Below are 25,222 nucleotides of genomic sequence, written 5' to 3'. Positions count from 1 at the left end.
CACGTCAGCTTGCCCACCAGACGCAGGACTCGGCGGCGAGCAGGACCGCCGGCCCGCCGTCGCCGTGCCCCGCCGGGGCCGCCGCCGCGCGGGCCGGCGGCGGCACCCTGGTCCCCTCGGCGGCGCCCCGCACGGCCGGCGGGGAGGCCGCGTCCGGGACGCTGGCCAGCAGCACCCGGTCGCCCGGGGCGCGCAGGACGACCGGGCCGCCGGTGAGGTTGACCGTGCAGACCAGGTCGCCCGCCCCGGGGGCGGCCCCTTCCCGGGGCGCGCGGCGCCGGAAGGCGAGGACCCCCTCGGGCGCGGGCAGCCACTCCACCGCGTCGCCCGCCCCGAGCGCCGGGTGCGCGCGGCGCAGCGCCAGGGCCGCGCGGTACAGCTCCAGCGTGGAGCCCGGGTCCCCGGTCTGGGCCTCGACCGACAGGTCACGCCACGACGCGGGCTGCGGGAGCCAGCTGCCGCCGGGGCCGAAGCCGTACGAGGGGCCGTCCACCGTCCACGGCAGCGGCACCCGGCACCCGTCGCGCAGCCCGTCCTGGCCGTCGCCGCGCAGGAAGGCGGGGTCCTGGCGCACCTCGTCCGGCAGGTCGGCGACTTCGGGCAGGCCCAGCTCCTCGCCCTGGTAGACGTACGCGGAGCCGGGCAGCGCCAGCATCAGCAGGGCCGCCGCCCGCGCCCGCCGCAGGCCGGTGGCGCCGCCGCCGTACCGCGTGGTGTGGCGGACCACGTCGTGGTTGGACAGCACCCAGGTGGTCGGCGCCCCGACCGAGGCGGTCGCCCGCAGCGAGTCGTCGACGACCCGGCGCAGCGAGGCCGCGTCCCACGGGCAGTTCAGGAACGCGAAGTTGAACGCCTGGTGCAGCTCGTCGGGGCGCACGTACAGCGCCAGCCGCTCCGCCGAGGGGGCCCACGCCTCGGCGACGGCGATGCGCTCGCCCCCGTACCCGTCGAGGAGCCGCCGCCAGGCGCGGTGGATCTCGTGGACGCCGTCCTGGTCGAAGAACGGCAGCCGCTGGGAGCCGATCAGCCGGGCCTGCTCGCCGTGCCCGATGTCGGGCATCCCGGCCGCCTTGACCATGCCGTGGGCGACGTCGATCCGGAAGCCGTCGACCCCGAGGTCCAGCCAGAACCGCATGACCGAGTCGAACTCGGCCCGCACCTCGTCGTTCTCCCAGTTGAGGTCCGGCTGCTCGGGCGCGAACAGGTGCAGGTACCAGGCGCCGCCGGGCGTCCGGGTCCAGGCCGGGCCGCCGAAGACCGACTCCCAGTCGTTGGGCGGCAGCGCGCCGTCCGGGCCCCTGCCGGGGCGGAAGTGGTAGCGCTCGCGGCCGGTGCCGGCGAGGGCCTCGCGGAACCAGGGGTGCCGGTCGGAGGTGTGGTTGGGCACGATGTCGACGATCACCCGCAGCCCCAGCTCATGGGCGGTGCGCACCAGGTCGTCGGCGTCCGCGAGGTCCCCGAAGAGCGGGTCGACCGCGCGGTAGTCCGCCACGTCGTAGCCGCCGTCGGCCTGGGGCGAGGCGTAGAAGGGGGTGAGCCACACCGCGTCGACGCCCAGCCGGGCCAGGTGGGGCAGCCGCTCCCGGGCGCCGCGCAGGTCGCCGACGCCGTCGCCGTCGCTGTCGGCGAAGGAACGGACGTAGATCTGGTAGATGACGGCGTCGCACCACCATCCCCGGGAGTCCCGGGAGCCGGGGGACGGCGCGGGTGCGCGGCGCGGCTCCTCCGGCGTCCGGACGGACGAGGTCGGCTCGTGGGGCATGTGCGGTGTCCCTCTCGGTGGGCCGGGATGGGGTACGGCGTCTGCGGGGTCTCCCTCCGTCCAACGAGACGGGCGCGCGGATGAAACGGCTCTGCAACCGCTTACGAAAAGGCTTGCAGAGCCGTCCCGGCACCCGCAACCCCTGTCCCGCGGCCCTGTCAAGCGATCCTTCGGCAACTGTCGGGACACGCGGATGTAACGATCAGGGCCCCTTGCAGAAAATTGCCGCAAGGTCTTTCGGCTCGTTTTCATCCCTGTTACGTTCCTGGCAACCCGGCGCGCCGCGAGGGAGCGGTCTGCAGGAGGCACGCGATCCAGACATGTGATCCGCCTTCGTCTTCCCGGGATCATGTTGAAGGAGTTCACATGCGGCGTGGCATAGCGGCCACCGCGCTGGTCGCGGCCCTCGGTCTGACGACCGCGGCGTGCGGAGGCGACGGCGGGGACCAGGGCAAGTCCAACGGCTCGGGCGAGCTGTCGGGCACCGTCACCTACTGGGACACCTCGAACGAGGCCGAGAAGGCCACGTACAAGTCCCTGGCCGAGGGCTTCACCAAGCTGCACCCCAAGGTGAAGGTCAAGTACGTCAATGTGCCCTTCGGCGAGGCCAACGCCAAGTTCAAGAACGCGGCGGGCGGCAACTCCGGCGCCCCCGACGTGATGCGCACCGAGGTCGCCTGGGTCGCCGACTTCGCCAGCCTCGGCTACCTCGCCCCGCTGGACGGCACCCGCGCCATCGAGAAGCAGGGCGACTGGCTGCCCCAGGCCGCCGCCAGCACCAAGTACGACGGCAAGACCTACGCGGTGCCGCAGGTCATCGACACCATGGCGCTTTTCTACAACAAGAAGATGCTCAAGGAGGCCGGGGCCGACGTCCCCACGAACCTCACCGCGCTCAAGGACGCCTCGGCGAAGGTCAGCAAGAAGTGGCCCGGCAAGAGCGGCCTCTACCTGCGCGGCGACGACCCCTACTGGTTCCTGTCCTTCCTCTACGGCGAGGGCGGCGACCTGGTCGACGCCGAGGCCAAGAAGATCGCCATCGACGACCCCTCGGGCGTCGCCGCGTTCAAGACCATCAAGGACCTGGTCGACTCGAAGGCGGCGATCACCGACGCCTCCGACGGCTGGAACAACATGCAGAACGCCTTCAAGTCCGGCAAGGTCGCGATGATGCTCAACGGCCCCTGGGCCATCGCCGACTCCCGCGCCGGCGCCGAGTTCAAGGACCCCAAGAACCTGGGCATCGCGCCCGTCCCGGCCGGCGCCAACGGCCAGGGCTCCCCGCAGGGCGGCTGGAACCTGTCCGTCTACGCGGGCTCCAAGAACCTCGACGCCTCCTACGAGTTCGCGAAGTACATGAGCTCCGCCAAGGTCCAGCAGGAGACCACCGAGAAGCTCAGCCTGCTGCCCACGCGGCTGTCCGTCTACACCGCGCCGAGCGTCTCCGGCAACGAGATGGTCCAGTTCTTCAAGCCGGCCGTCGACAAGGCCGTCGAGCGCCCCTGGATCCCGCAGGGCAACGCCCTCTTCGAGCCGATCCGCCTCCAGATGGCCAACGTCCTGGGCGGCAAGACCACCCCGGAGAAGGCCGCCCAGGAGACGGGCGACGCCTACCGCAAGATGCTCAAGGACTACAAGTAAGCAGTGGGAAGGGCTGACCGACCAATGGCTGTCGAGACCAGCCAGTCGGTGACGAAGGCCGCGGGCGCCCCGGGCGCCCGCGGCCGCGGCCACCGTACTGAGAAGACCCCGGCGTCCCCGGGCCGGCTGCGCCGGGCGCTGAGCACCCACTGGTACGCCTGGAGCATGGTCGCCCCGGTGGTGCTCGTCATCGGCGTGATCATCGGCTACCCGCTGGTGCGCGGCCTCTACCTGTCGCTCACGGACGCCAACGAGGCCAATGTCGAGCGCACGATCGGCATCAACCACATCCCCGCGACCTACGAGTTCACGGGCCTGGAGAACTACAAGGCCGTCCTCACGGACAACGTCTTCTGGGACCGGCTCGGCTGGACCCTCGTCTGGACCGTCAGCTGCGTCGCCCTGTCCTTCACCCTCGGCCTCGTCCTGGCCACCATGCTCAACCGCAAGCTCCGGGGCCGCACCTTCTACCGGATGGCCCTGGTCCTGCCGTGGGCCGTCCCGGCCTTCGTCTCGGTCTTCACCTGGCGGCTGCTGTTCAACGAGCGCAGCGGCCTGTTCAACCAGCTCCTCGCTGGCGGCGGCATCGACGCGATCTCCTGGCTGAACGACCCCACCTGGGCCAAGGTCTCCGTCATCGCCGTCAACGTCTGGCTCGGCGTGCCCTTCATGCTGGTCGCCATGCTCGGCGGCCTCCAGTCCATCCCCGGCGAGCTGTACGAGGCCGCCGAGATGGACGGCGCCACCGCCTGGCAGCGCTTCCGCCACATCACCCTGCCCGGGCTGCGCCCCGTCTCCGGCACGGTGATCCTGCTCAGCTCCATCTGGACCTTCAACATGTTCCCGGTGATCTTCCTGCTCACCCGGGGCGGCCCCGGCGACGCCACCGAGATCCTCGTGACGTACGCCTACAAGCTTTCCTTCGTCGTCAGCCCGCGCGACTTCGCGGGATCGGCGGCCTGGGGCGTGCTGATCCTGGCGCTCCTGTCGCTCTTCGCGGTGGCCTACCGCCGCGCGCTCCGCAAGCAGGGAGACATGTGGTGACCACCGACACGCAGAGCACCCCGGCGCGCAAGGTCCGCGCCCGGGGCGAGCGTTCGCCGCTCGCCTCCGCCGGCCTGCACCTGACGCTGCTGTTCGCCGCCCTCGTCGCGGTCTTCCCGCCGCTGTGGCTGGTGATCACCTCGTTCAAGCCGAAGACGGACGCCTTCGACACCTCGGTCGTCAAGAACTTCACCCTCGGCAACTACACCCATGTGCTGGGCGACACCCAGTTCCTCGCCTGGCTGGGCAACTCGCTGGTCGTCGTCGGCATCACCACCGTCATCGGCGTCTTCATCTCCGCCACCACCGGCTACGCCGTCAGCCGCTTCCGCTTCCCGGGCCTGCGGCCCCTGATGTGGCTGCTGCTGATCACCCAGATGTTCCCGGTCGCGGTGCTGATCGTGCCGCTGTACAACCTGCTGGCCTCGCTCGGCATGCTGAACCAGCCGGTCGGCCTGATCATCACGTACCTCACCGTCGCCGTGCCGTTCTGCGCCTGGATGATGAAGGGGTACTTCGACGGCATCCCCGCCGAGATCGACGAGGCGGGCCGGGTCGACGGCCTCACCCCGTTCGGCACCTTCTGGCGGCTGATCATGCCGCTCGCCCGGCCGGGCCTCGCGGTCACCGCCTTCTACACCTTCATCACCGGCTGGGGCGAGGTCGCGTACGCCTCCGCGTTCATGACCGGCGAGGAGAACCTCACCCTCGCGGGCGGCCTCCAGACCTTCGTCAACCAGTACACGGCGGACTGGGGTTCGCTGACCGCCGCGGCCGTGCTGATCGCCGCGCCCGCCGCGGTCGTCTTCGGCCTCGTCCAGCGCCACCTGGTCTCCGGCCTGACGGCCGGCGCGACCAAGTCCTGACCGGTGGCCTCCGACCCGCGGCCCCGCCCCGGCGACCGCCCGTTACGGGGGCGCCGCCCGGCGGGCTCCCGCCCCGTACCCGCAACCCGGTCCGCGGCGCGCCGGCCCGGCCCCGTTCCCGGGCCGGCGGCCGCTCCACTCCTCCACCTCAGGGAAGACATGACCCAGCACCTCGCTGCCCCCGCCGCATCCGTCACCGGCACGCACACGGGCTGGTGGAGAGACGCGGTGATCTACCAGGTCTATCCGCGCAGCTTCGCCGACGGCGACGGTGACGGCATGGGCGACCTGGAGGGCATCCGCAGCCGGCTCCCCTACCTGAAGGACCTCGGCGTCGACGCCGTGTGGCTCAGCCCCTTCTACGCCTCGCCGCAGGCCGACGCCGGCTACGACGTCGCCGACTACCGCGCCATCGACCCCATGTTCGGCAGCCTCCTCGACGCCGACGCGCTGATCCGCGACGCCCACGCGCTGGGCCTGCGCATCATCGTCGACCTGGTGCCCAACCACTCCTCCGACCAGCACGAGTGGTTCCAGCGCGCCCTGCGCGAGGGCCCCGGTTCCCCGCTGCGCGAGCGCTACCACTTCCGCCCCGGCAAGGGCGAGAACGGCGAACTGCCGCCCAACGACTGGGAGTCCATCTTCGGCGGCCCCGCGTGGACCCGGGTCGACGACGGCGAGTGGTACCTGCACCTCTTCGCCCCCGAGCAGCCCGACTTCAACTGGGAACACCCCGCCGTCCGCGACGAGTTCCGCTCCATCCTGCGCTTCTGGCTCGACATGGGCGTCGACGGCTTCCGCGTGGACGTCGCCCACGGCCTGGTCAAGGCCGACGGACTGCCCGACATCGGCGCCCACGACCAGCTCAAGCTGCTCGGCAACGACGTCATGCCGTTCTTCGACCAGGACGGCGTCCACGAGATCTACCGCAGCTGGCGCCGGGTCCTGGAGGAGTACGACGGCGAGCGCGTCCTCGTCGCCGAGGCGTGGACCCCCACCGTCGAGCGCACCGCCCAGTACGTCCGCCCCGACGAGATGCACCAGGCGTTCAACTTCCAGTACCTGGGCACGCACTGGGACGCCGCCGAGCTGCGCCGGGTGATCGACGCCTCGCTCGCCGCGATGCGCCCGGTCGGCGCCCCCACCACCTGGGTGCTGTCCAACCACGACGTCACCCGGCACGCCACCCGGTTCGCCAACCCGCCCGGCCTCGGCACCCAGCTCCGCACGGCCGGCGACCGCGCGCTCGGGCTGCGCCGGGCACGGGCGGCGACCCTGCTGATGCTGGCGCTGCCCGGCTCGGCCTACGTCTACCAGGGCGAGGAGCTGGGCCTGCCGGACGTCACCGACCTGCCCGACGAGGTGCGCCAGGACCCGTCGTTCTTCCGGGCGACCGGCCAGGACGGCTACCGCGACGGCTGCCGGGTGCCGATCCCGTGGACCACCGGCGGCTCCTCGTACGGCTTCGGCGGCGGCGGGAGCTGGCTGCCCCAGCCGCCGTCCTGGGCGGCCCTGAGCGTCGAGGCGCAGACCGGCGACCCCCACTCCACCCTGGAGCTGTACCGCTCCGCGCTGGCCGTGCGCCGCGAGCAGCCGGGGCTGGGCGCGGGCGACGGCGTCGAGTGGCTGGACGCGCCCGAGGGCGTCCTCGCCTTCCGCCGCGACGGGTTCGTGTGCCACGCCAACACCACCGGCGCGCCCGTGCGGGTGCCGGTGCCCGGCCGGATGCTGCTGGCCAGCGAGCGGGTGCGCACCAGCGTGGACGGCACCGCCGAACTGCCCGCCGACACCACCGTCTGGTGGGCGGTGTGACGATCCTGTCGCCGCGCGGCGACGCCCGGAGCGAGCCGCGGGGCGACGGAGGAGGGGGCGCCCCGCGGCTCGCGGACATCGCCGCGCAGGCCGGGGTCAGCGAGGCCACGGTCAGCCGGGTCCTCAACGGCAGGGCGGGCGTCGCCGGGCACACCAGGACCCGGGTGCTCGCCGCCCTCGACGTGCTGGGCTACGAGCGGCCCGTACGGCTGAGGCGGCGCAGCGCCGGCCTGGTGGGCCTGGTGATCCCGGAGCTGACCAACCCCATCTTCCCGGCGTTCGCCCAGGTCATCGAGCAGGTGCTGGCCGGGCACGGCTACACGCCCGTGCTGTGCACCCAGATGCCGGGCGGCGCCACCGAGGACGAACTGGTCGAGCAGCTGGAGGAGCGCGGTGTCACCGGCATCGTGTTCCTCTCCGGGCTGCACGCCGACTCCAGCGCCGACCCCTCCCGGTACGCCGGACTGGCCGCCCGGGGCGTGCCGTTCGTCCTCGTCAACGGCTACAACGAGCGCGTGGACGCCCACTTCGTCTCGCCCGACGACCGCTCGGCCGCCCGGATGGCCGTGCGCCACCTGGTCGAGCTGGGCCACGAGCGCATCGGCCTGGCCATCGGCCCCACCCGGTACGTCCCCTCGCGCCGCAAGGCGGAGGGCTTCACCGCCGCGCTGGGCGCCCTGCTGGGGCAGACGCCCGAGGAGGCCGGGTCTCGGGTCCGGCAGACCCTGTTCGGCGTCGAGGGCGGGCACGCGGCGGCCGGTGTGCTGCTGGACCAGGGCTGTACGGGGATCGTGTGCGCCAGTGACCTGATGGCGCTGGGCGCGATCCGGGCGGTCCGGGCGCGGGGCCTGGACGTGCCCCGGGACGTGTCGGTGGTCGGCTTCGACGACTCGCCGCTGATCGCGTTCACCGACCCGCCGCTGACGACGGTGCGCCAGCCGGTGCAGGCGATGGCGACGGCGGCGGTGGACGCGCTGCTGGAGGAGATCGAGGGCAACCCGGTCCAGCGCACGGAGTTCGTCTTCCAGCCCGAGCTGGTGGTCCGGGGGTCCACCGCCGGGCGCGGCTGACCCCTGCAGGGGAGAAGGAAGGGGGCCCGGGGCCCGCCCATGACGGGCGCGGCGGGGTCTTCTGCGGCCCCGGGCCTCCCGGTTCGTGACGCGGCGCGCCGGTGCGGTGCGGCGCCCGGTGCGGACCGGCCCGGCCGGCCGGGCGCGTGGGGCCCCGCACACGGCGGGTCCCCCGGCCGGCCGGACCGGAGTCGCCGTTGAACGTAACACCACTGCAAGTGCTTGCGAAAGAGTTTGCAGCCGTAGGACTGCCGGATCTCCGTCACGTTAACCGCATGTGTCCAAAGGGTTGACCGGGCTCCGGGCGGCTCGTACGGTCACGACCGAAAAGCGTTGCTGCTTTCTTGCAGCAAGAAGCTTCACAAGGGCCTTGCGGGCATGGCGCGTTGCCGTACGAGGCTGCACCGTCGCATCCGCACCTCCCATTCCCCAGGAGGAACCATGGCCAGGAAGACCGTGGCCGCCGCGCTCGCCCTCGTGGCGGGAGCCGCTGTGGCCGTCACGGCACCCCCCACCCCCGCCGAGGCCGCCCCGCCCGGAGCCAAGGACGTCACCGCCGTGATGTTCGAGTGGAACTTCGCCTCCGTGGCCAGAGCCTGCACCGACACTCTCGGCCCGGCCGGATACGGCTACGTCCAGGTCTCCCCGCCCCAGGAGCACATCCAGGGCGGCCAGTGGTGGACCTCGTACCAGCCCGTCAGCTACCGCATCGCCGGCCGCCTCGGCGACCGCGCCGCCTTCAAGGCCATGGTCGACACCTGCCACCGGGCGGGCGTCAAGGTCGTCGCCGACACCGTCATCAACCACATGGCGGCCGGCAACGGCACCGGCACCGGAGGCTCGACGTACACCAAGTACGGCTACCCCGGCCTGTACTCGGCGGCCGACATGGACGACTGCACCGCCCAGATCACGAACTACCAGGACCGGGTCAACGTCCAGCACTGCGAACTCGTCGGCCTCGCCGACCTGGACACCGGCGAGGAGTACGTCCGCTCGAAGATCGCCGGCTATATGAACGACCTGCTGTCCCTCGGCGTCGACGGCTTCCGCATCGACGCCGCCAAGCACATGCCGGCCGCCGACCTCGCCGCCATCAAGGCCAGGCTCACCAACCCGGGCGTGTACTGGAAGCAGGAGGCCATCCACGGCGCCGGAGAGGCCGTCTCGCCCGGCGAGTACCTCGGCAACGGCGACGTCCAGGAGTTCCGCTACGCCCGCGACCTCAAGCGCGTCTTCCTGAACGAGAACCTCGCCCACCTCAAGAACTTCGGCGAGGGCTGGGGCCACATGGAGTCCGGCAGGTCCGGGGTCTTCGTCGACAACCACGACACCGAGCGCGGCGGCGACACCCTCTCGTACAAGAACGGCTCCGCCTACACCCTCGCCAACGTCTTCATGCTCGCCTGGCCCTACGGCTCCCCGGACGTCCACTCCGGGTACGAGTGGAGCGACAAGGACGCCGGCCCGCCCAACGGCGGCGCGGTGAGCGCCTGTTACCGCGACGGCTGGAAGTGCCAGCACGCCTGGCGCGAGATCTCCTCCATGGTCGCCCTCCGGAACGTGGCCCGCGGTCAGGGGGTCACGAACTGGTGGGACGACGGGGGCGACCGGATCGCGTTCGGCCGCGGCACCAAGGCGTACGTCGCCCTCAACCACGACACGTCCGCCCTCACCCGTACGTTCCAGACGTCGCTGCCCGCCGGCGACTACTGCGACGTCCAGGGCAACCGGCCCGTCACCGTCGACGGCTCCGGCCGGTTCACCGCCACCCTCGGCGCGGGCACCGCCCTCGCGCTGCACACCGGGGCGCGGGCCTGCACCACCGGGCCCACCACCCCGGCGACCGGCGGCGCGTCCTTCGCGGTCGACGCCACCACCGCGCCCGGCCAGAACATCCACGTCACCGGCGACCAGCCCGCCCTCGGCCAGTGGAACCCGGCCGCCGCGCCGAAGCTCGACCCGGCCGCGTACCCGGTCTGGAAGCTCGACATGAACCTCCCGGCCGGCACCTCCTTCCAGTACAAGTACGTCCGCAAGGACGCCGCCGGCAACGTCACCTGGGAGTCCGGCGCCAACCGGACCGCCACCGTCCCGGCCTCCGGGAAGGTCACCCTGAACGACGCCTGGCGCGCCTGACCGGGCACGCCGCCGCACACTCCCGTCGCCTCCCCGCCGCCCCGTGCCCTCCCCGGGCCGGGGCGGCCCGCACAGCCCCGCCCCGAACCCGTCACCCCGCCGAGGAGACCCGGCCGTGAAACGCCCCCGATCCCCGCAGCGCACCGGCGCCCCGCGCAGAACCGCCGCCGCCCTCGCCGCCGCGACCGTCGCCGCGCTCGTCCCGGCGCTGCCCGCCACCGCCGCGCCGAAGCCCCCCGCGCCGCCCTCCGACCGGGCGCTGGCCGCCGCGCCCGCCCGGCACGACCTGACCCGCGAGCAGTTCTACTTCGTGCTGCCCGACCGGTTCGCCAACGGCGACCCGCGCAACGACCGCGGCGGGCTGACCGGCACCCGGCTCACCACCGGCCACGACCCCACGGACAAGGGCTTCTACCAGGGCGGTGACCTCAAGGGGCTCACCGAGAAGCTCGACTACATCAAGGGCCTGGGTACCACCGCCATCTGGATGGCCCCGATCTTCAAGAACCAGCCCGTCCAGGGCGAGGGCAAGGACGCCTCGGCCGGCTACCACGGCTACTGGATCACCGACTTCACCCAGGTCGACCCCCACTTCGGCAGCAACGCCGACCTGGAGAAGCTGATCGACAAGGCCCACGCCAAGGGCATGAAGGTCTTCTTCGACGTCATCACCAACCACACCGCCGACGTCGTCGACTACCAGGAGAAGTCGTACGGATACCTCTCCAAGGGCGCCTTCCCGTACCTCACCGAGGACGGCGTCCCTTTCGACGACGCCGACTACGCCGACGGCACCAAGCGCTTCCCGAAGACCGGCCGCGACTCCTTCCCGCGCACCCCCGTCGTCCCCGCCGCCAAGAAGAACCTCAAGGTCCCCGCCTGGCTCAACGACCCGGAGATGTACCACAACCGGGGCGACTCGACCTTCGCCGGGGAGTCCTCCACCCACGGCGACTTCGCGGGCCTGGACGACCTGTGGACCGAACGCCCCGAGGTCGTCGCGGGCATGGAGAAGATCTACCAGCGCTGGGTCCGCGACTTCGGCATCGACGGCTTCCGCGTCGACACCGTCAAGCACGTCAACACCGAGTTCTGGACGCAGTGGGCCACCGCCCTCGACGCGTACGCCGCCCAGCGCGGCCGGGACGACTTCTTCATGTTCGGCGAGGTGTACTCCGCCGACCCGGCCGTCACCGCCCCCTACGTCACCCGGGGCCGGCTCGACGCCACCCTCGACTTCCCCTTCCAGGACGCCGCCCGCCGCTACGCCTCCCAGGGCGGCCCCGCCGGAAAGCTCTCCGAGCTGTTCGCGCAGGACTACCGCTACACCACCGACAAGGCCAACGCCTACGAGTCGGTGTCCTTCCTCGGCAACCACGACATGGGCCGCTTCGGCACCTTCCTCAAGCAGGACAACGAGGGCGCCGGCGACGCCGAACTGCTGAACCGCTACCGGCTCGCCAACGAGCTGATGTTCCTCAGCCGCGGCAACCCCGTCGTCTACTACGGCGACGAACAGGGCTTCACCGGCGCCGGCGGCGACAAGGACGCCCGCCAGACCCTGTTCGCCTCGAAGACCGCCGACTACCTCGACGACGACCAGCTCGGCACCGGCCGCACCCACGCCACCGACGCGTACGACACCCGCCACCCCCTCTACCGCTCCATCGCGGCCCTTTCCCGCCTCACCAAGGCCCACCCGGCCCTGCGCGACGGCGTCCAGACCGAGCGGCACGCCGACCCCGGCCAGGGCGTCTACGCCTTCTCCCGTACGGACGTGATGTCCCGCACCGAGTACGTCGTCGCCGCCAACAACGCCACCACCGCCAAGACGGTGGAGCTCGCCACCGACACCCCGAACACGGCGTTCCGCCACCTGTACGGCGGCACCGGCACGGTCACCAGCAGCGGCGACACGCTGAAGCTGACCGTCCCGCCGCTGTCCTCCGTGGTCCTCAAGGCCGCCCGGCCCGTCCCGGCCCCCGCCACCGCGCCCGCCCTGACGCTCAAGGCCCCGGCCGCCGGCGCCACCGGCACCGTCGAGCTCACCGCGAACGTCTCCGGCGGCGGCCTCAACCGGGTCGTCTTCGCCGCCCAGACCGGCAACGGGGCGTGGCAGACCCTCGGCTCCGCCGACCACGCCCCCTACAAGGTCACCCACACCGTCACCGCGCCCGCCGGAACGCCCCTGCGCTACAAGGCCGTTGCCATCGACAGCCGGGGCCGCACCGCGAGCGACCTCGCCACCTCCACCGCAGGACAGGCCCCGGAGCCCGGCACGCCCGGCGCCGTCGACCGCGACCACGCCGTCGTCCACTACCAGCGCCCGGACGGCGACTACGACGGCTGGACGCTGCGGACCGGGAACACCACCGCCGCCTTCACCGGCCGCGACGCGTACGGCGCGTTCGCCTGGGTCAAGGTCGAGGACGGTGCGACGACCGTCCCGTACACCGTCGAGAAGGACGGCACCGCCGACGGCCCGCCGCGCACCCTCGACCTCGCCGCCACCGGCGAGGTGTGGATCAAGCAGGGCGCGGACGGCCAGACGGACAAGGCGCCCGACGGCGCCTACCCGCCGCAGGACCCCGGCAAGGCCGTCATCCACTACCACCGCCCCGACGGGAACTACGACGGCTGGGGCCTGCACACCTGGACCGGCGCCGCCACCCCCACCGACTGGGCCAAGCCGCTCCAGCCGGTGAAGAAGGACTCCTTCGGCCTCACCTTCGAGGTCCCGCTCGCCCCGGGCGCCACCTCGCTGTCCTACATCGTCCACAAGGGCGACGAGAAGGACATCCCCGCCGACCGGTCCCTCGACTTCGGCACCCACGGCAAGGAGGTCTTCCTCCTCACCGGCGACACCACCTACCTGCTGCCCACCACGGGCGCCGCGCCCGCCCCCGACCTCACCAGGGCCGAGGCCCAGTGGATCGACGCGGACACCGTCGTCTGGAAGGTGAAGTCCGCACCCGGCACCAGCACCCAGCTCGTGTACGACCGGGACGGCTCCCTCACCGCCACCGACGGCTCCCTCGCGGAGAAGGGCCGCCGGCTGCGCCTGAACCCCGGCACCCTCACCGACGCCCAGAAGGCGAAGCACCCGCACCTCAAGGACCACCCCGCCTTCACCGTCGACCCGCGCGACCGCGACCGGGTGCGTGACGCCCTGCGCGGCCAGGTCGTCGCCACCCACCGCGCCCCCAACGGCGCCCTGCTCGCCGCCACCGGCGTCCAGATCCCGGGCGTCCTCGACGACCTGTACGGCACCAAGGCCCAGGCCAGGGCGCTCGGCCCCGTCTTCCGCAAGGGCACCCCCACCCTCTCCGTCTGGGCGCCCACCGCCCAGGGCGTCGCCCTCGAACTCGACGGGCGCCGCGTGCCCATGAAGCGCGACGCCGCCACCGGCGTCTGGTCCGTCACCGGCACCAAGAGCTGGCGGAACAAGCCGTACCGGTACGAGGTGAAGGTCTGGGCGCCCAGCGTCCGGAAGATCGTCACCAACAAGGTCACCGACCCGTACTCCACCGGCCTCACCGCCGACTCCACCCACAGCCTGGTCACCGACCTCACCGACCCGGCACTCGCCCCGGCGGGCTGGAAGACCCTGAAGAAGCCCGCCGCCACCCCGCTGCGGGACGCCCAGATCCAGGAGCTCCACGTACGGGACTTCTCCGTCGCCGACCGCACCGCCCAGCACCCCGGCGGCTACCTCGCCTTCACCGACACCGCCTCCGACGGCATGAAGCACCTGAGGAAGCTGGCCGCCGCCGGCACGTCCTACGTCCACCTGCTGCCCGTCTTCGACATCGGCACGATCCCCGAGAAGAAGTCCGGCCAGACCACCCCCGACTGCGACCTCGCCTCCCACGCCCCCGACTCCGAACAGCAGCAGGCGTGCGTGTCCAGGGCCGCCGCCAAGGACGCCTTCAACTGGGGCTACGACCCGCTGCACTACACCGTCCCCGAGGGCTCCTACGCCTCCGACCCGGACGGCACCCGCCGCACCGTCGAGTTCCGGCAGATGGTCCAGGGCCTCAACACGGCCGGACTGCGCACCGTCATGGACGTCGTCTACAACCACACCGTCGCGAGCGGGCAGGCCGACAAGTCCGTCCTCGACAAGGTCGTCCCCGGCTACTACCAGCGGCTGCTGGACGACGGCACCGTCGCCACCTCCACCTGCTGCGCCAACACCGCGCCCGAGCACACCATGATGGGCAAGCTCGTCGTGGACTCGGTCGTCACCTGGGCCAAGGAGTACAAGGTCGACGGCTTCCGCTTCGACCTCATGGGCCACCACCCCAAGGCCAACATGCTCGCCGTCCGCGAGGCCCTCGACGCGCTCACGCCCGCCAAGGACGGCGTCGACGGCAAGAAGATCGTCCTGTACGGGGAGGGCTGGAACTTCGGCGAGATCGCCGACGACGCCCGCTTCGTCCAGGCCACCCAGAAGAACATGGCCGGCACCGGCATCGCGACCTTCTCCGACCGGGCCCGCGACGCCGTGCGCGGCGGCGGCCCCTTCGACGCCGACCCCGGCGTCCAGGGCTTCGCCTCCGGCCTGTTCACCGACCCCAACACCTCGAAGGCCAACGGCACCCCGGCCGAGCAGAAGGCCCGCCTGCTGCACTACCAGGACCTCATCAAGGTCGGCCTGACCGGCAACCTCGCCTCCTACCGCTTCACCGACACCGCCGGGAAGAGCGTCACCGGCTCCGAGGTCGACTACAACGGCGCCCCCGCCGGCTACGCCGCCGCCCCCGGCGACGCCCTCGCCTACGCGGACGCCCACGACAACGAGACCCTCTACGACGCGCTCGCCTTGAAGCTCCCGGCGGCGACATCCCCCGGCGACCGGGCCAGGATGCAGGTCCTCGCCATGGCGACCGCCGCCCTCTCCCAGGGCCCGGCGCTCTCCCAGGCGGGCACCGACCTGCTGCGCTCCAAGTCGCTGGACCGCAACTCCTACGACAGCGGCGACTGGTTCAACGTCCTCAACTGGGACTGCCGGGCCGGCAACGGCTTCGGGCGCGGCCTGCCGCCGGCCGCCGACAACAAGGACAAGTGGTCCTTCGGCAAGCCGCTGCTGACGTCCCCGTCCCTGAAGGCCGGCTGCCCGGAGATCACCGGCACCTCCGCCGCCTACCGGGACCTGCTGAAGATCCGTACGACGGAGAAAGCGTTCAGCCTGTCCACCGCCGGCCAGGTCCAGTCCGCCCTGTCCTTCCCGCTCTCGGGCACGGAGGAGACCCCCGGCGTGATCACCATGCGCCTGGGTGACCTGGTCGTGGTCTTCAACGCCACCCCCGGGAAGCAGGCCCAGAAGGTCCCCGCCCTCGCGGGCACCCGCCACACCCTGCACCCGGTCCAGGCCGGCGGCTCCGACGCGACGGTGAAGACGTCGGTGTACGACACGGCCACCGGCACCTTCACGGTCCCGGCCCGCACGGTGGCGGTGTTCACCGCGCGCTGACCCGAGGAGCGGAGCGCCACGGACCGGACACCTCCGCCGGACCGTGGCGCTTCGCCCTAGGGTGGCCGCGACAAGCCGTACCACCAGGAGCGATACCCATGCCGCAGATCACCGTCGACTACTCCGCCTCCCTCCACGAGGACTTCGACCGCCGGGGCTTCGCGCTCGCCCTGCACCCCCTGGTGGTCGAGACGGCCGGCGCCCGGCTCGCGGCCTGCAAGACCCGCACCCGCCGGACCGAGGACACCGTCGTCGGCGACGGCACGGCCGACGACGCCCTGGTGCACGTCGACATCGACCTGCTCGCCGGCCGCGCCGAGGACGTCAGGACGCGGCTCACCGAGGCCGTCGTGGCGCTCGTCCCGCGCTTCGTCGCCCCCGCCGAGGGCCGGGTGCTGCACGTCTCCGCCGAGGTCCACGACCTGGACCCCTCCTACCGGGCGGGCTGAACGCGACGTACTGGCAAGACGCGGAGAGCGCCCGCACCGTCTGGCAGCGCGCCGGGATGCGCCCGGGACCGGCGCTACACCGGCTGCGCCGCCACCGCCGCCCCCGCCGGCACCCGCGCCAGCAGCGCCCCGAGCCGGCCGGCCAGGTCCCCGAACGGCCCGTCGGCCGGCTCCTCGCCCAGCACGCGCACCAGCAGCGCGGCCATCTCCCCGTCGTACGCCGCGCTCACCGCCGCCAGCGCCGCGAAGTCGTGCACCAGCTGCGACTCCAGCTCCGCGCGCGGTATCCGCCGCCCGTCCAGCCACAGCAGCGCCGTCGACTCGGCGAGCGACACCCACGAGCGCACCACCAGCTCCAGCCGTGCGGGCGGGTCGGTGACACCGAGATGGGCCAGGATCTGCTCGTACGCCGCCTGCCGCACCTCGTCGATCATCGCGTTCGCCGCCGCCGAGCCCACGGCCGGGCCGCCGCGCATCAGCGCCGAGAACCCCGGCCCGTGCTCCTCCACGAAGTCGAAGAACCGCCCCATCACCCGCAGCAGCCGCGCCCCCAGCGGCCCTTGGTGCGGCTCCCTGAACCGGGCGGCCAGCTCGTCCGCCGCCCGCCGCAGCGCCGCCTCGTACAGGCTCTGCTTGCCGGGGAAGTAGTGGTACACCAACGGCCGGGAGATACCGGCGGCGGAGGCTATCTCGTCGATCGACACCTCGTCGGGCGAGCGGCGGCCGAACAACTCCAGCGCCACGCCGATCAACTGCTGCCTGCGCTCCTCGACGCCCATCCTGCGCCGCGCCCCGGTCGTCATGCGCACAGCCTAACGGCCGCCACCGACGGCCCTTCGAACAGTGGTGGGTACACGGTTCGCTACGCTGCCGCCCATGAGCGTCTCCGACCCCGAATCCCCGGCGCCCCGCGCCGGCCTCACCCCCCGCCAGGCCCGCCGCTTACGCATCGCCGCCGCGTCCGTCCTGCTGGTGAGCCTGGCGGTCGTCCTGGCCCTCCGCCTGGCCAGCCGCACCTCCGTCCTCGTGGTCGGCGTCTACGGCCTGGCCATGATCCTGTGCGGCGTCGTCATCGAACTCAGCCGCAACGGCCGCACCCGCCTGGGCACCTGGCTCCTCACCACCGGCCTCCTCGCCGCCCTGGCCGCCGACTGGCTGCTGCTGCCGTAATCCCGAGGCCGGGCCCCTTGTGATGATCTACGATTCGATGTGTCGAACATGTGATCAAGGGGAGGGATGTTCGTGCGCAAGACATTCAAGGGGCTGACGGCCGGAGCCGCGCTCCTCGGTGCCACCGTCCTGGGTTCGGGCACCGCGGTGGCCGCTCCCAACTGGCAGCCTGTCGGCGGTCCGTTCTACGGCTGCGAGAAGTCCGTGGAGCACCCGGCCGTGCCGAAGGTGAAGTTCCAGGGGTGCCTGGTCGTCAGCGACCTCGGCAAGGCCCAGGTCGTGCTCGTCGCCAACAACTTCTCGGGCAAGCCGGTCACCATGAGCGGCGGCATCACCAGCGACTTCGGCGATGCCGTGTGCAACGTCAAGACGCTGCCCACGGGCACCAACCACGCCTGCTACGGCCCGAGCGCCGTGGTCCCGGACTGCTGGGAGTGGCACGCGAGCCAGGGCGGGCCGTACGGCGGCCTCGTCGCGCTCACCGTCAATGGCGTGACGCACGAAGCGGAGTCGTCCACGGTCTGTCTGAACTGGGGTGAGCCGCCGTTCTGACGGGCTTGCGGGGCACCGGCCATGCCGGTGCCCCGAGGGTCCTCACAGATCCAGCACCAGCCGCTCGCTCCGGCAGCGGGAGACGCACAGCAGCATCGTGCCGTGCCGTTCCGCGTCGGTGAGGAGGTCGTCCCGGTGGTCGACCTCGCCGGCCAGGACCGGCTGGCGGCAGGTGCCGCAGAAGCCCTGCTCGCAGGAGTACGGGACGTGCGGCAGCTCCGCGCGGACCGCCGCGAGGACCGACTGGCCGGGCGCGACCGTGACGGTGGTGGCCGAGCGGCGCAGCTCCACCTCGAAGGCGCCGCCGGGCGTCGCGGCGGCCGGGGCGAAGCGCTCCAGGTGCACGGGGCGGCCCTCCGGGAGGCGTCGGGCCACCGCGTCCATCAGGCCCTCGGGGCCGCAGACGTAGACGGCCGTCTCCGGTGAAACGCCGTCGAGGAGGCCGAGGTCCGGCAGGCCCGCCTCGTCCTCGGGCACCACGGTGACGTCCCCGGCGCCCTCCAGCTCGTCCAGGTACGGCATCGTCGCCCGGGAGCGCCCGCAGTACAGCAGGTGGTACCGCGCCCCCGCCGCCCGTACCGCCCGCACCATCGGCAGCAGGGGCGTGATGCCGATGCCGCCCGCGACGAAGACGTACGCCGGGGCGTCCACCAGCGGGAAGCGGTTGCGCGGGCCCCGGATCCCGACCTCGGTGCCCACCGCGAGCCGCTCGTGCACCTCCCGCGATCCGCCCCGCCCGTCCTCCACCAGCCGGGCCGCGACCGTGTAGGCGTCCCGCTCCGCCGGATCGCCGCACAGCGAGTACTGCCGCACCAGCCCCGACGGCAGGATCAGGTCCAGATGGGCGCCCGGCTCCCACGGCGGCAGCCCGGTGCCTTCGAGGCGCAGCCGTACGACGCCTTCGGCGACGGCGGTCCGCCCGGTGACCCGCACCCGGCGCGGGGCGGTCGGGGCGCCGCGCCCCCGGCCCGACACCGGTTCCTCCAGGGCGGGCAGCGGCCACAGCGGGGCGGCCCGGACGCGGCGGCGGACGGCCCGCCGGACGAGCAGGGCGGCCGCGGCGGTCAGGGCGGCGGTACGCGCGCGTGGCATGGTTCAGTGCCCCCCGCCCGCCGCCGGGGACGAGGCCAGATAGGCCAGCGCCCGTTCCGTGTCGCCCTCCTGGGACGGGTGGTAGGCGCGGCTCAGATAGCGGGGGATCGACCGCAGCATGTCCGGCGTCGGCGGCAGTACGCCCTGCCGGCCGCGTACCACGAAGTCCCGCACCGACGCCCTGCCCTCCACCAGGGAGGGGTCGTTCTCCATGAAGAACCGGGCGCCCCGCTGCCACAGGAACACCAGCGCCGTGAACGCCGTCGCCCAGGTCCGCACCCGCCGCCGGTAGCCGCCGTCGAGGTGCGTGAACAGGTCGAAGGCCACCGACCGGTGCTCGACCTCCTCCGCGCCGTGCCAGCGCAGCAGGTCCAGCATCACCGGGTCCGCGCCGCGCCGGTCCAGCTCCTCGGCGCCCAGCACCCAGTCGCCCAGGAACGCCGTGTAGTGCTCGATCGCCGCGATCAGCGCCACCCGTTCCATCAGCCACCACCGCCGGGCCCGCCCGGGCGGCAGCGTCCGGTCGCCGAGGAGCTTCTCGAAGAGCCAGTCGACCTGCGCGGTGTACGGGGTCGGGTCGAGCCCCAGCCGCCGCAGGTGCGGCAGCACGTCGTCATGGGCCTGCGAGTGCACGGCCTCCTGGCCGATGAAGCCGATGACGTCCTCGCGCAGCCGGTCGTCCCGGATGTACGGCAGCACCTGCCGGTAGACGTGCACGAACCAGCGCTCCCCGGCCGGGAGCAGCAGGTGCAGCACATTGATGGTGTGGGTGGTGAACGGGTCCCCGGGGACCCAGTGCAGCGGGGTCCCCTCCCAGTCGAAGGAGACCTTCCGCGCCTTCAGTTCGATCCGCTCCGGCACCGGCGCCCCGGCCGCCGCCTTCGCCGCCGTCTCGGTATTAGACATGGCGTCAATGTACTGACGGGTACGGCCCGGCGACAGGGCCGTGCACCCGGATCTTCACCGGCCGCCCCCGCCCTGCCGTAGCACCGCCGCGTCCCGGCGGCGGTGCTACCGCAGCGCGGTGATGGCGCTCCCGTCCTCCAGCCGCCCGGTCAGCTCCACCTGCTCGCCCGGCTTGCCCGGCACCGGCACCGCCAGCAGCCGGCCGTCCTCCACGCCGCCCTTCGCCCCGCCCGACGCGGCCACCGACACCACCCGGTCACTGCCCGCCGCCAGCATGTACCAGTGCCCGCCCGGCGCCTGCCACAGCGCGCCCGCCAGTACCCGGGGCTCCCGCGCCCCGCACGCCGGGGAGTCCTCCGCCTTCGCCACCACCGCCCCGGCCTTCGCCGACGGCGCCTGGAACTGCGCCAGCACCGTGCCGCCCGTACCGCGCCAGGTGTCCGCGCGCGTGCACAGCCACGCCGCCGCGCCGGCCGCGTCCGGCAGCCGCTGCTCGGCGAACCGCCACGAGTTCACCGACCGGACGCCCTTGGCCCGCGCCATCGGCAGCAGGCACGCCGTCCGCGCCCACTCCGCCCGCGCCTCCGGCCCCGCCGCCGCCAGATCGGCCGGCTCGGACGGCGCCCCGGCCGTCAGCCGCACCGGCGTCAGCTCCCCGAGGTCGGTCAGCGTCCGGGTCGTCGCCCCGTCGCTCACCTCCATCGCGTCCCACGCCCGGCACCGGCTCGGCGCCACCGGGCTCAGCAGCGGGTCCGTCACCCCGTGCGCGTCCCGCCCGACCGGGCGGGCCGAGCCCGACGGGACCAGCAGGTCCCGCGCCGACACCTTGCGCACCCACGGCGCCGTCAGATACCGCACATTGGCGTGCGTCCGCCCCACCACCAGGGCGCCCGACGACGCCGGGTCGGCCCCGTCCGTCCGCGCGAAGTCCAGCGCCGCCCCCTCCGTACCGTCCGTCGGCTCCGCGTACCGCACGGCCCGCAGACCGTCGTGGAACAGCACCACACGCGCCTGGTCCACCTCGCCGGCGAACAGCAGCTGCGGCGGGCCCATCGGCGGCCCCGGCGGGGTCCCCGGCGTCGCCGACACCTGCACCGCGGGCCCGGGCCGCGCCCACACCGCCAGCGCCCGCCGCAGCAGCCCCGCGTCACCGGTCAGACCGCCCCGCGCGGGCCACACCGAGAAGTCCGTACGCGCCGAGCGCTCCCACGCCGCCGGCGCCACGCGCCGCAGATTGCCCGGGTCCAGCGCCGCCTCCGCCACCGGATTGCGCGCGTACGCCGGAGCCGCCGCCCCGTCCGGGCCCCAGCCGTCACCCGGCATCCCCAGCAGCGCCCCGCACACCACGGCCGCCGCGAGCGCCACCAGCGCCGCCCTGCCGTGCTGCCGCCGCCGCATCAGGTCCGTGGGGCGGGCCTGCAGCGAACACGGGTCGAACTCCGGCGACTCCAGCAGCGCGTGCGCCGCGTCCACCGTGTCCGCCTCCGCCAGCGCCGCCCCCGGGTCCGCCACCCCGGCCGCCGCCAGCACCCGCCGCGCCTCGGCGTCGCCCTGCCGCTCCAGGCCCCGCAGCACACAGGCCGCGCGCCCCTCGCCGGAGAGCCCCGACAGCCGCTGGTCCAGCGCCAGTTCCTCGGCGCCGCCCGCGCGGGGGAACAGCCGCAGCCCCCACACCTGCGGCAGCAGCGGCGGGAGCTGCGCCCGCCGGGGCCACGCCTTCCGCCGCAGCGGCCGCCCGGCCTCCAGCGCCCGCCGCAGCACCCGGGCGCGCACATACGCGTACCCCGGGTCGACGGCGTCCTCGGGGCGCCGCTGCCCGGGCATCCCGCCGTCCTCGCCGGCGCCCCGGCGGCGCGGCAGCGACCGCTGCACCACGGCGTGCGCGGTCAGCACGCGGCGGTTGCGGCCCAGACCGGGCGGCAGCACCAGATAGGCGATCCGCACGAGCCGCGGGTAGTGCTCGACGAGGGCCGCCTCGGCCTGGTCGACGTCGACGGGGGAGGGGGCGGCGAGTTCCTGGGTGCTCACGTTCAGCAGAACGAGCGAATCCGGCGATGGTCACCTGCCGGCGCCGTCCCGCCAGCCGGCGAGCCCGCTGAACCCGGCCGTCCCGCGCGTCCCGGCGCCCCCGTGGTTCGCCGTCATGAACAGCCCCGCGTCCTGCACCGCCGCCACGCCCGGGACCCGGACCGTGGCGACCGTACGCCAGGTGGCCCCGCCGTCCCGCGAGCACGACCCGGTCACGGCACCGTCCGCCCGGGACAGGCGCAGCAGCACCGGGGCGGCGATCCCGGTGATCCGCCGGTACGTGTCGAGCGTGCCGTCGCCGGTCGTGCCGTACGACAGGACCACGCCGTTGGCGGGGGTGACCGCCAGGTTGAGGAAGCCCGGCGATCCCGGCGCCGACAGGTCGTTCCGCACGGCGATCCCGGCGCGCGCCCAGCCGCCCGTCGCGTCCTGCGCGTCCACCCGGACCGTCAGCGTCACCCCGTCCGCGAACACCCCCTCCTGGTAGAGCGTCCCGAACTCGGCGACCGCCTTCCACAGGTCCTGGCCACCGCCGTTGATCCCGTACCGGTCGCCGAGCCGGCCGAACACGGCCCCGTTGGCGGTGTACGTGCGCCAGTGGGGGCCGGTCGGCCCGGCCAGGTACAGGTCGCCCCGGTGGACGGTGGTGACCGCCTCCTCGCCCTCCGGCCCGTAGGTGACGCGCAGTTCGTGCGGGACCGGCTCCACGGGCGCGGTGAGCGGGCCGGGCGGCGCCGTCACCCCCCAGGAGACGGTGCCCGTGCCGGCCGGGCGCACCGGCCCGGATTCCAGCGGCGGCTGGTCGCCGAAGCCGGTGAGGGTGAAGGCGACCGGGCCGGTGGCGCGGAACCCGTTGACGTTGCGGAACACGGCGGTCACCTCGGCCTGCGCGCCGGGGCGCAGCACCGGGGGGTCGGTGGTGACGGTGACCCCGCCCTGGAAGGGGGCGCGCGCGAGGGCGTCACGCACCCGCAGGGCGGTCCGGTACGGGTCGTGCCGCGGCCGGAGGGGGTACGTCTCCGTCTCGTACGTCCAGGGCTCCTCCACCGCGTACCAGTCGAAGGCCCGGGGCGGGCGGCCCTGCGCGAGGGCGTCCTCCAGCTCCTCCAGGTACGCCCGCCAGTGCGGCAGGTGGAAGTCGGCGATCAGCCCCGACCAGTCGCGGTTGGCGTAGTTGGCGAGCCGCCCGCCGTCGGCCGTGGGGCGGTCGGCCCAGGTGGTGATCAGGACCCGGGCGGTGCGCTCCAGCCCCTCGCGGCGGGCGTCGGCGAGCCAGGGGCCGAGCAGGAACGCGCGGTGCGACCCGGTCATGTCGTCGCTCAGCCGCATCAGCCGCAGCCACAGCCGGGACAGCGCGCGGAAGGTGTCCAGGTCTTTCGCCGTGTACGCGGTTTTCAGCTGCCCGACCAGCTGCCAGGACCGGTTGGCGAGGACCTGGCGGCCGAGGTCGGTGAGGTCGTGGCGGTAGGCGTCGGAGCGGCGCAGTGGCTCCCGTACGCCGAGCAGCGCCGTGAACGCCGCGTCGAAGGCGGCGGGGTCGAACGCGGGGGCGTGCGTGGCGTAGTGGGCACCGGAGCGGGCGTCGAGGCTCGGGCGGGCCGCGAAGACGGAGTCGTGGGGCCGGCCGTCCCGGCTGGTGATCCGGTACGCGGTGTCCCGCAGCACCGCGAACGCCTCACGCGCGCGTGCGTCCCGGCCGCCGTACCGCAGGTCCGCGTACCGGGCGAACCAGCGGGCCCGGTCGACCGGCTCGCGCCGCCAGGCCAGCTCGGAGAACAGCTCCAGGGCGGCCGGGTCCCGTTCGGCGGCCTCCGGCATGTAGGCCGTGCCGGCGAGCGCCGAGCCCGGCCGGTCGCGCCAGGCGGTGAAGCGCTCGGCCCACAGGTGGGTCTTGGCGCCGATGGTGGTCCGGCCGCCGAAGTTGGGGATGGTGCCGAAGGCGTACGGGACCCCGCCCCAGTCCTTCTCGCGGTCGGTGACGGCCTCCAGGTCGGACAGCCCGTCGACCACCAGGAGCCCGGACGGGTCCAGGGCGTCGATCAGGTCGCGCCGGGGGTTGGCCTGCCAGCCGAGGATCACCCAGGTCGCGCCGGGCCGTGCCGTGCGCAGGGCCGTCTCCACGGCGCGGGCGGCCTCCGGGACGGGCACGTCCCCCGGGGAGCCGCCCTCGTGCAGCAGGTCCATCTTGTAGTGGCCGGCCTCGCCGAACAGCTCGGCCTGGTGGCGGTAGAAGGACGCGGCGGCGCGGGCGAACACCGGTGTGCGCGGGTCGAGCCAGTCGGGGCGCCGCAGCCCCGCCCACACCCCCTGCGGGACGGTACGGGCCCCCGGGACGCGCTCGGCGAACCCCTCCGGGACGGTGCCGAACCATCCCGGCAGCACCGGGCGCATGCCCAGCTCGCGCAGCCGGTCCGTGATGCGGCGGCCCAGCGCGGCGCGGCGGGCGAGCAGCTCGGGGGTGACCGGGCCGCCGTACCCGCTCATGTTCTGCAGCAGCCACCACGGCTGGTGGGAGGGCGCCGGCAGCCAGGCCCTAGCCTCGGCGTCCGGGTACCCGAAGTCCCTCAGCAGCCGGTGGTACACGGCCTCCTGCCCGGTGGTGACCAGGACCTCGTTGCAGCCGTGCAGGGCCAGGACGTCGATCAGCCGCTCCCAGCGCGCCCAGTCGGCGTAGGGCGCGGTGTACCCGTCATGGGTGTCGTTGAAGGCGAACCGGTGCGGGACCGTCGCCTCGCGCGCCAGCGGTCGGTCCGGCGCGGGGAGGCGGGCCGGGAGGTTCAGCTGGCTGCCCGCCCAGGAGATGTGCGCCCCGCACACGTACTTGAGGTACCAGTGGACGCCCGTCAGCGCGGTGGCCGGGCCGGTGGCGGCGACCTCGACCCGGCCGGCGGAGCCGGTGACCCGGAACCGCTCGGGCCCGGTCCGCAGCGGGCGCAGCACGAACTGGTCCGCGTGGCGGGGCAGCAGCCGCACCAGCGCGTCGCGGGCCGGGCGCAGGGGGTCCCCGTCCGCGTGGGCGGGCGACGGGCCCGCCCCGGCGAGCGTCACGCCCGCGCCGATCGCGCCGGCGGACTCCAGCAGCGTTCGCCTCGACAGGTCGGGCACGGCGGTCCTCCACGGTGCTGAGCGATCATTTGCTGACGGTACGTCAGACCGGACGTGTCGCACGTTACTCGCGGAAGGGTCCCGCGGCAGGGGGCGAACCGGCACGATGG

General features: G+C 73.6%; 16 protein-coding genes. 10 read left to right on the top strand and 6 right to left on the bottom strand.

What is annotated here, in order from left to right:
• Positions 1–4: 4 nt before the first annotated feature.
• Positions 5–1,762 (bottom strand): alpha-amylase family glycosyl hydrolase, encoded by a 1,758-nt coding sequence (locus ACF08D_RS07565; protein ID WP_392221622.1) that lies wholly within the window; start codon positions 1,760–1,762, stop codon positions 5–7.
• Positions 1,763–2,128: 366 nt separating this feature from the next.
• On the opposite strand from ACF08D_RS07565, the gene ACF08D_RS07560 reads away from it, so the two are divergent.
• From ACF08D_RS07560 to ACF08D_RS07525, 8 genes are all read left to right on the top strand, one after another.
• Positions 2,129–3,403 (top strand): extracellular solute-binding protein, encoded by a 1,275-nt coding sequence (locus ACF08D_RS07560; RefSeq protein ID WP_392221621.1) that lies wholly within the window; start codon positions 2,129–2,131, stop codon positions 3,401–3,403.
• A 24-nt stretch (positions 3,404–3,427) separates the two neighbouring features.
• Positions 3,428–4,447, top strand: a complete 1,020-nt coding sequence (locus ACF08D_RS07555) for a carbohydrate ABC transporter permease (RefSeq protein WP_392221620.1) — start codon at positions 3,428–3,430, stop codon at positions 4,445–4,447.
• Positions 4,444–5,313: a sugar ABC transporter permease gene (locus ACF08D_RS07550; protein WP_392221619.1), complete on the top strand. Its 870-nt coding sequence runs from the start codon at positions 4,444–4,446 to the stop codon at positions 5,311–5,313. The genes ACF08D_RS07555 and ACF08D_RS07550 overlap by 4 nt, the downstream gene beginning before the upstream one ends.
• Positions 5,314–5,472: 159 nt before the next feature.
• Positions 5,473–7,125, top strand: a complete 1,653-nt coding sequence (locus ACF08D_RS07545; RefSeq protein ID WP_392221618.1) for an alpha-amylase family glycosyl hydrolase — start codon at positions 5,473–5,475, stop codon at positions 7,123–7,125.
• Positions 7,113–8,195 (top strand): LacI family DNA-binding transcriptional regulator, encoded by a 1,083-nt coding sequence (locus tag ACF08D_RS07540; RefSeq protein WP_392221617.1) that lies wholly within the window; start codon positions 7,113–7,115, stop codon positions 8,193–8,195. Before ACF08D_RS07545 ends, ACF08D_RS07540 begins: the two co-directional genes overlap by 13 nt.
• Before the next feature lie 441 nt (positions 8,196–8,636).
• Positions 8,637–10,334: a carbohydrate-binding module family 20 domain-containing protein gene (locus tag ACF08D_RS07535; protein WP_392221616.1), complete on the top strand. Its 1,698-nt coding sequence runs from the start codon at positions 8,637–8,639 to the stop codon at positions 10,332–10,334.
• 115 nt (positions 10,335–10,449) lie between these two features.
• Positions 10,450–15,810 carry a pullulanase-type alpha-1,6-glucosidase gene (pulA, locus tag ACF08D_RS07530; protein WP_392221615.1) on the top strand — a complete coding sequence of 1,787 codons (5,361 nt, stop codon included), beginning with the start codon at positions 10,450–10,452 and terminating at the stop codon, positions 15,808–15,810.
• A gap of 98 nt (positions 15,811–15,908) precedes the next feature.
• Entirely contained in the window at positions 15,909–16,259 is a 351-nt protein-coding gene (locus tag ACF08D_RS07525) for a 5-carboxymethyl-2-hydroxymuconate Delta-isomerase (protein WP_392221614.1), read from the top strand.
• A gap of 74 nt (positions 16,260–16,333) precedes the next feature.
• Here ACF08D_RS07525 and ACF08D_RS07520 read toward each other — a convergent pair whose 3' ends face one another.
• A complete protein-coding gene (locus tag ACF08D_RS07520) occupies positions 16,334–17,062 on the bottom strand; it encodes a TetR/AcrR family transcriptional regulator (protein ID WP_392221613.1) in 729 nt (242 codons plus the stop codon).
• 73 nt (positions 17,063–17,135) lie between these two features.
• Here ACF08D_RS07520 and ACF08D_RS07515 point away from each other — a divergent pair, with 73 nt between their 5' ends.
• Both ACF08D_RS07515 and ACF08D_RS07510 read left to right on the top strand, forming a co-directional pair.
• A complete protein-coding gene (locus ACF08D_RS07515; protein WP_392221612.1) occupies positions 17,136–17,429 on the top strand; it encodes a hypothetical protein in 294 nt (97 codons plus the stop codon).
• Between the two features lie 72 nt (positions 17,430–17,501).
• Positions 17,502–17,981: a hypothetical protein gene (locus ACF08D_RS07510; protein ID WP_392221611.1), complete on the top strand. Its 480-nt coding sequence runs from the start codon at positions 17,502–17,504 to the stop codon at positions 17,979–17,981.
• 42 nt (positions 17,982–18,023) lie between these two features.
• Here the strand turns inward: ACF08D_RS07510 and ACF08D_RS07505 are convergent, their stop codons facing one another.
• The 4 genes from ACF08D_RS07505 to ACF08D_RS07490 all read right to left on the bottom strand — a co-directional run bounded on the left by ACF08D_RS07505 (position 18,024) and on the right by ACF08D_RS07490 (position 25,112).
• Positions 18,024–19,073: a PDR/VanB family oxidoreductase gene (locus ACF08D_RS07505; protein WP_392221610.1), complete on the bottom strand. Its 1,050-nt coding sequence runs from the start codon at positions 19,071–19,073 to the stop codon at positions 18,024–18,026.
• 3 nt (positions 19,074–19,076) lie between these two features.
• Positions 19,077–19,979 (bottom strand): metal-dependent hydrolase, encoded by a 903-nt coding sequence (locus ACF08D_RS07500; RefSeq protein ID WP_392221609.1) that lies wholly within the window; start codon positions 19,977–19,979, stop codon positions 19,077–19,079.
• A 105-nt stretch (positions 19,980–20,084) separates the two neighbouring features.
• Positions 20,085–22,016, bottom strand: a complete 1,932-nt coding sequence (locus tag ACF08D_RS07495; RefSeq protein WP_392222333.1) for a hypothetical protein — start codon at positions 22,014–22,016, stop codon at positions 20,085–20,087.
• A gap of 21 nt (positions 22,017–22,037) precedes the next feature.
• Positions 22,038–25,112, bottom strand: coding sequence for an alpha-N-acetylglucosaminidase (locus ACF08D_RS07490; protein ID WP_392221608.1), 3,075 nt, complete (start codon positions 25,110–25,112; stop codon positions 22,038–22,040).
• Positions 25,113–25,222: the final 110 nt, after the last annotated feature.

This window comes from Streptomyces sp. NPDC015131 (assembly GCF_043079975.1).
In the GTDB taxonomy this organism is placed as follows: domain Bacteria; phylum Actinomycetota; class Actinomycetes; order Streptomycetales; family Streptomycetaceae; genus Streptomyces.
The sequence above is the reverse complement of the archived record's forward strand: the minus strand, read 5'-3'. Positions and strand labels throughout refer to the sequence as shown.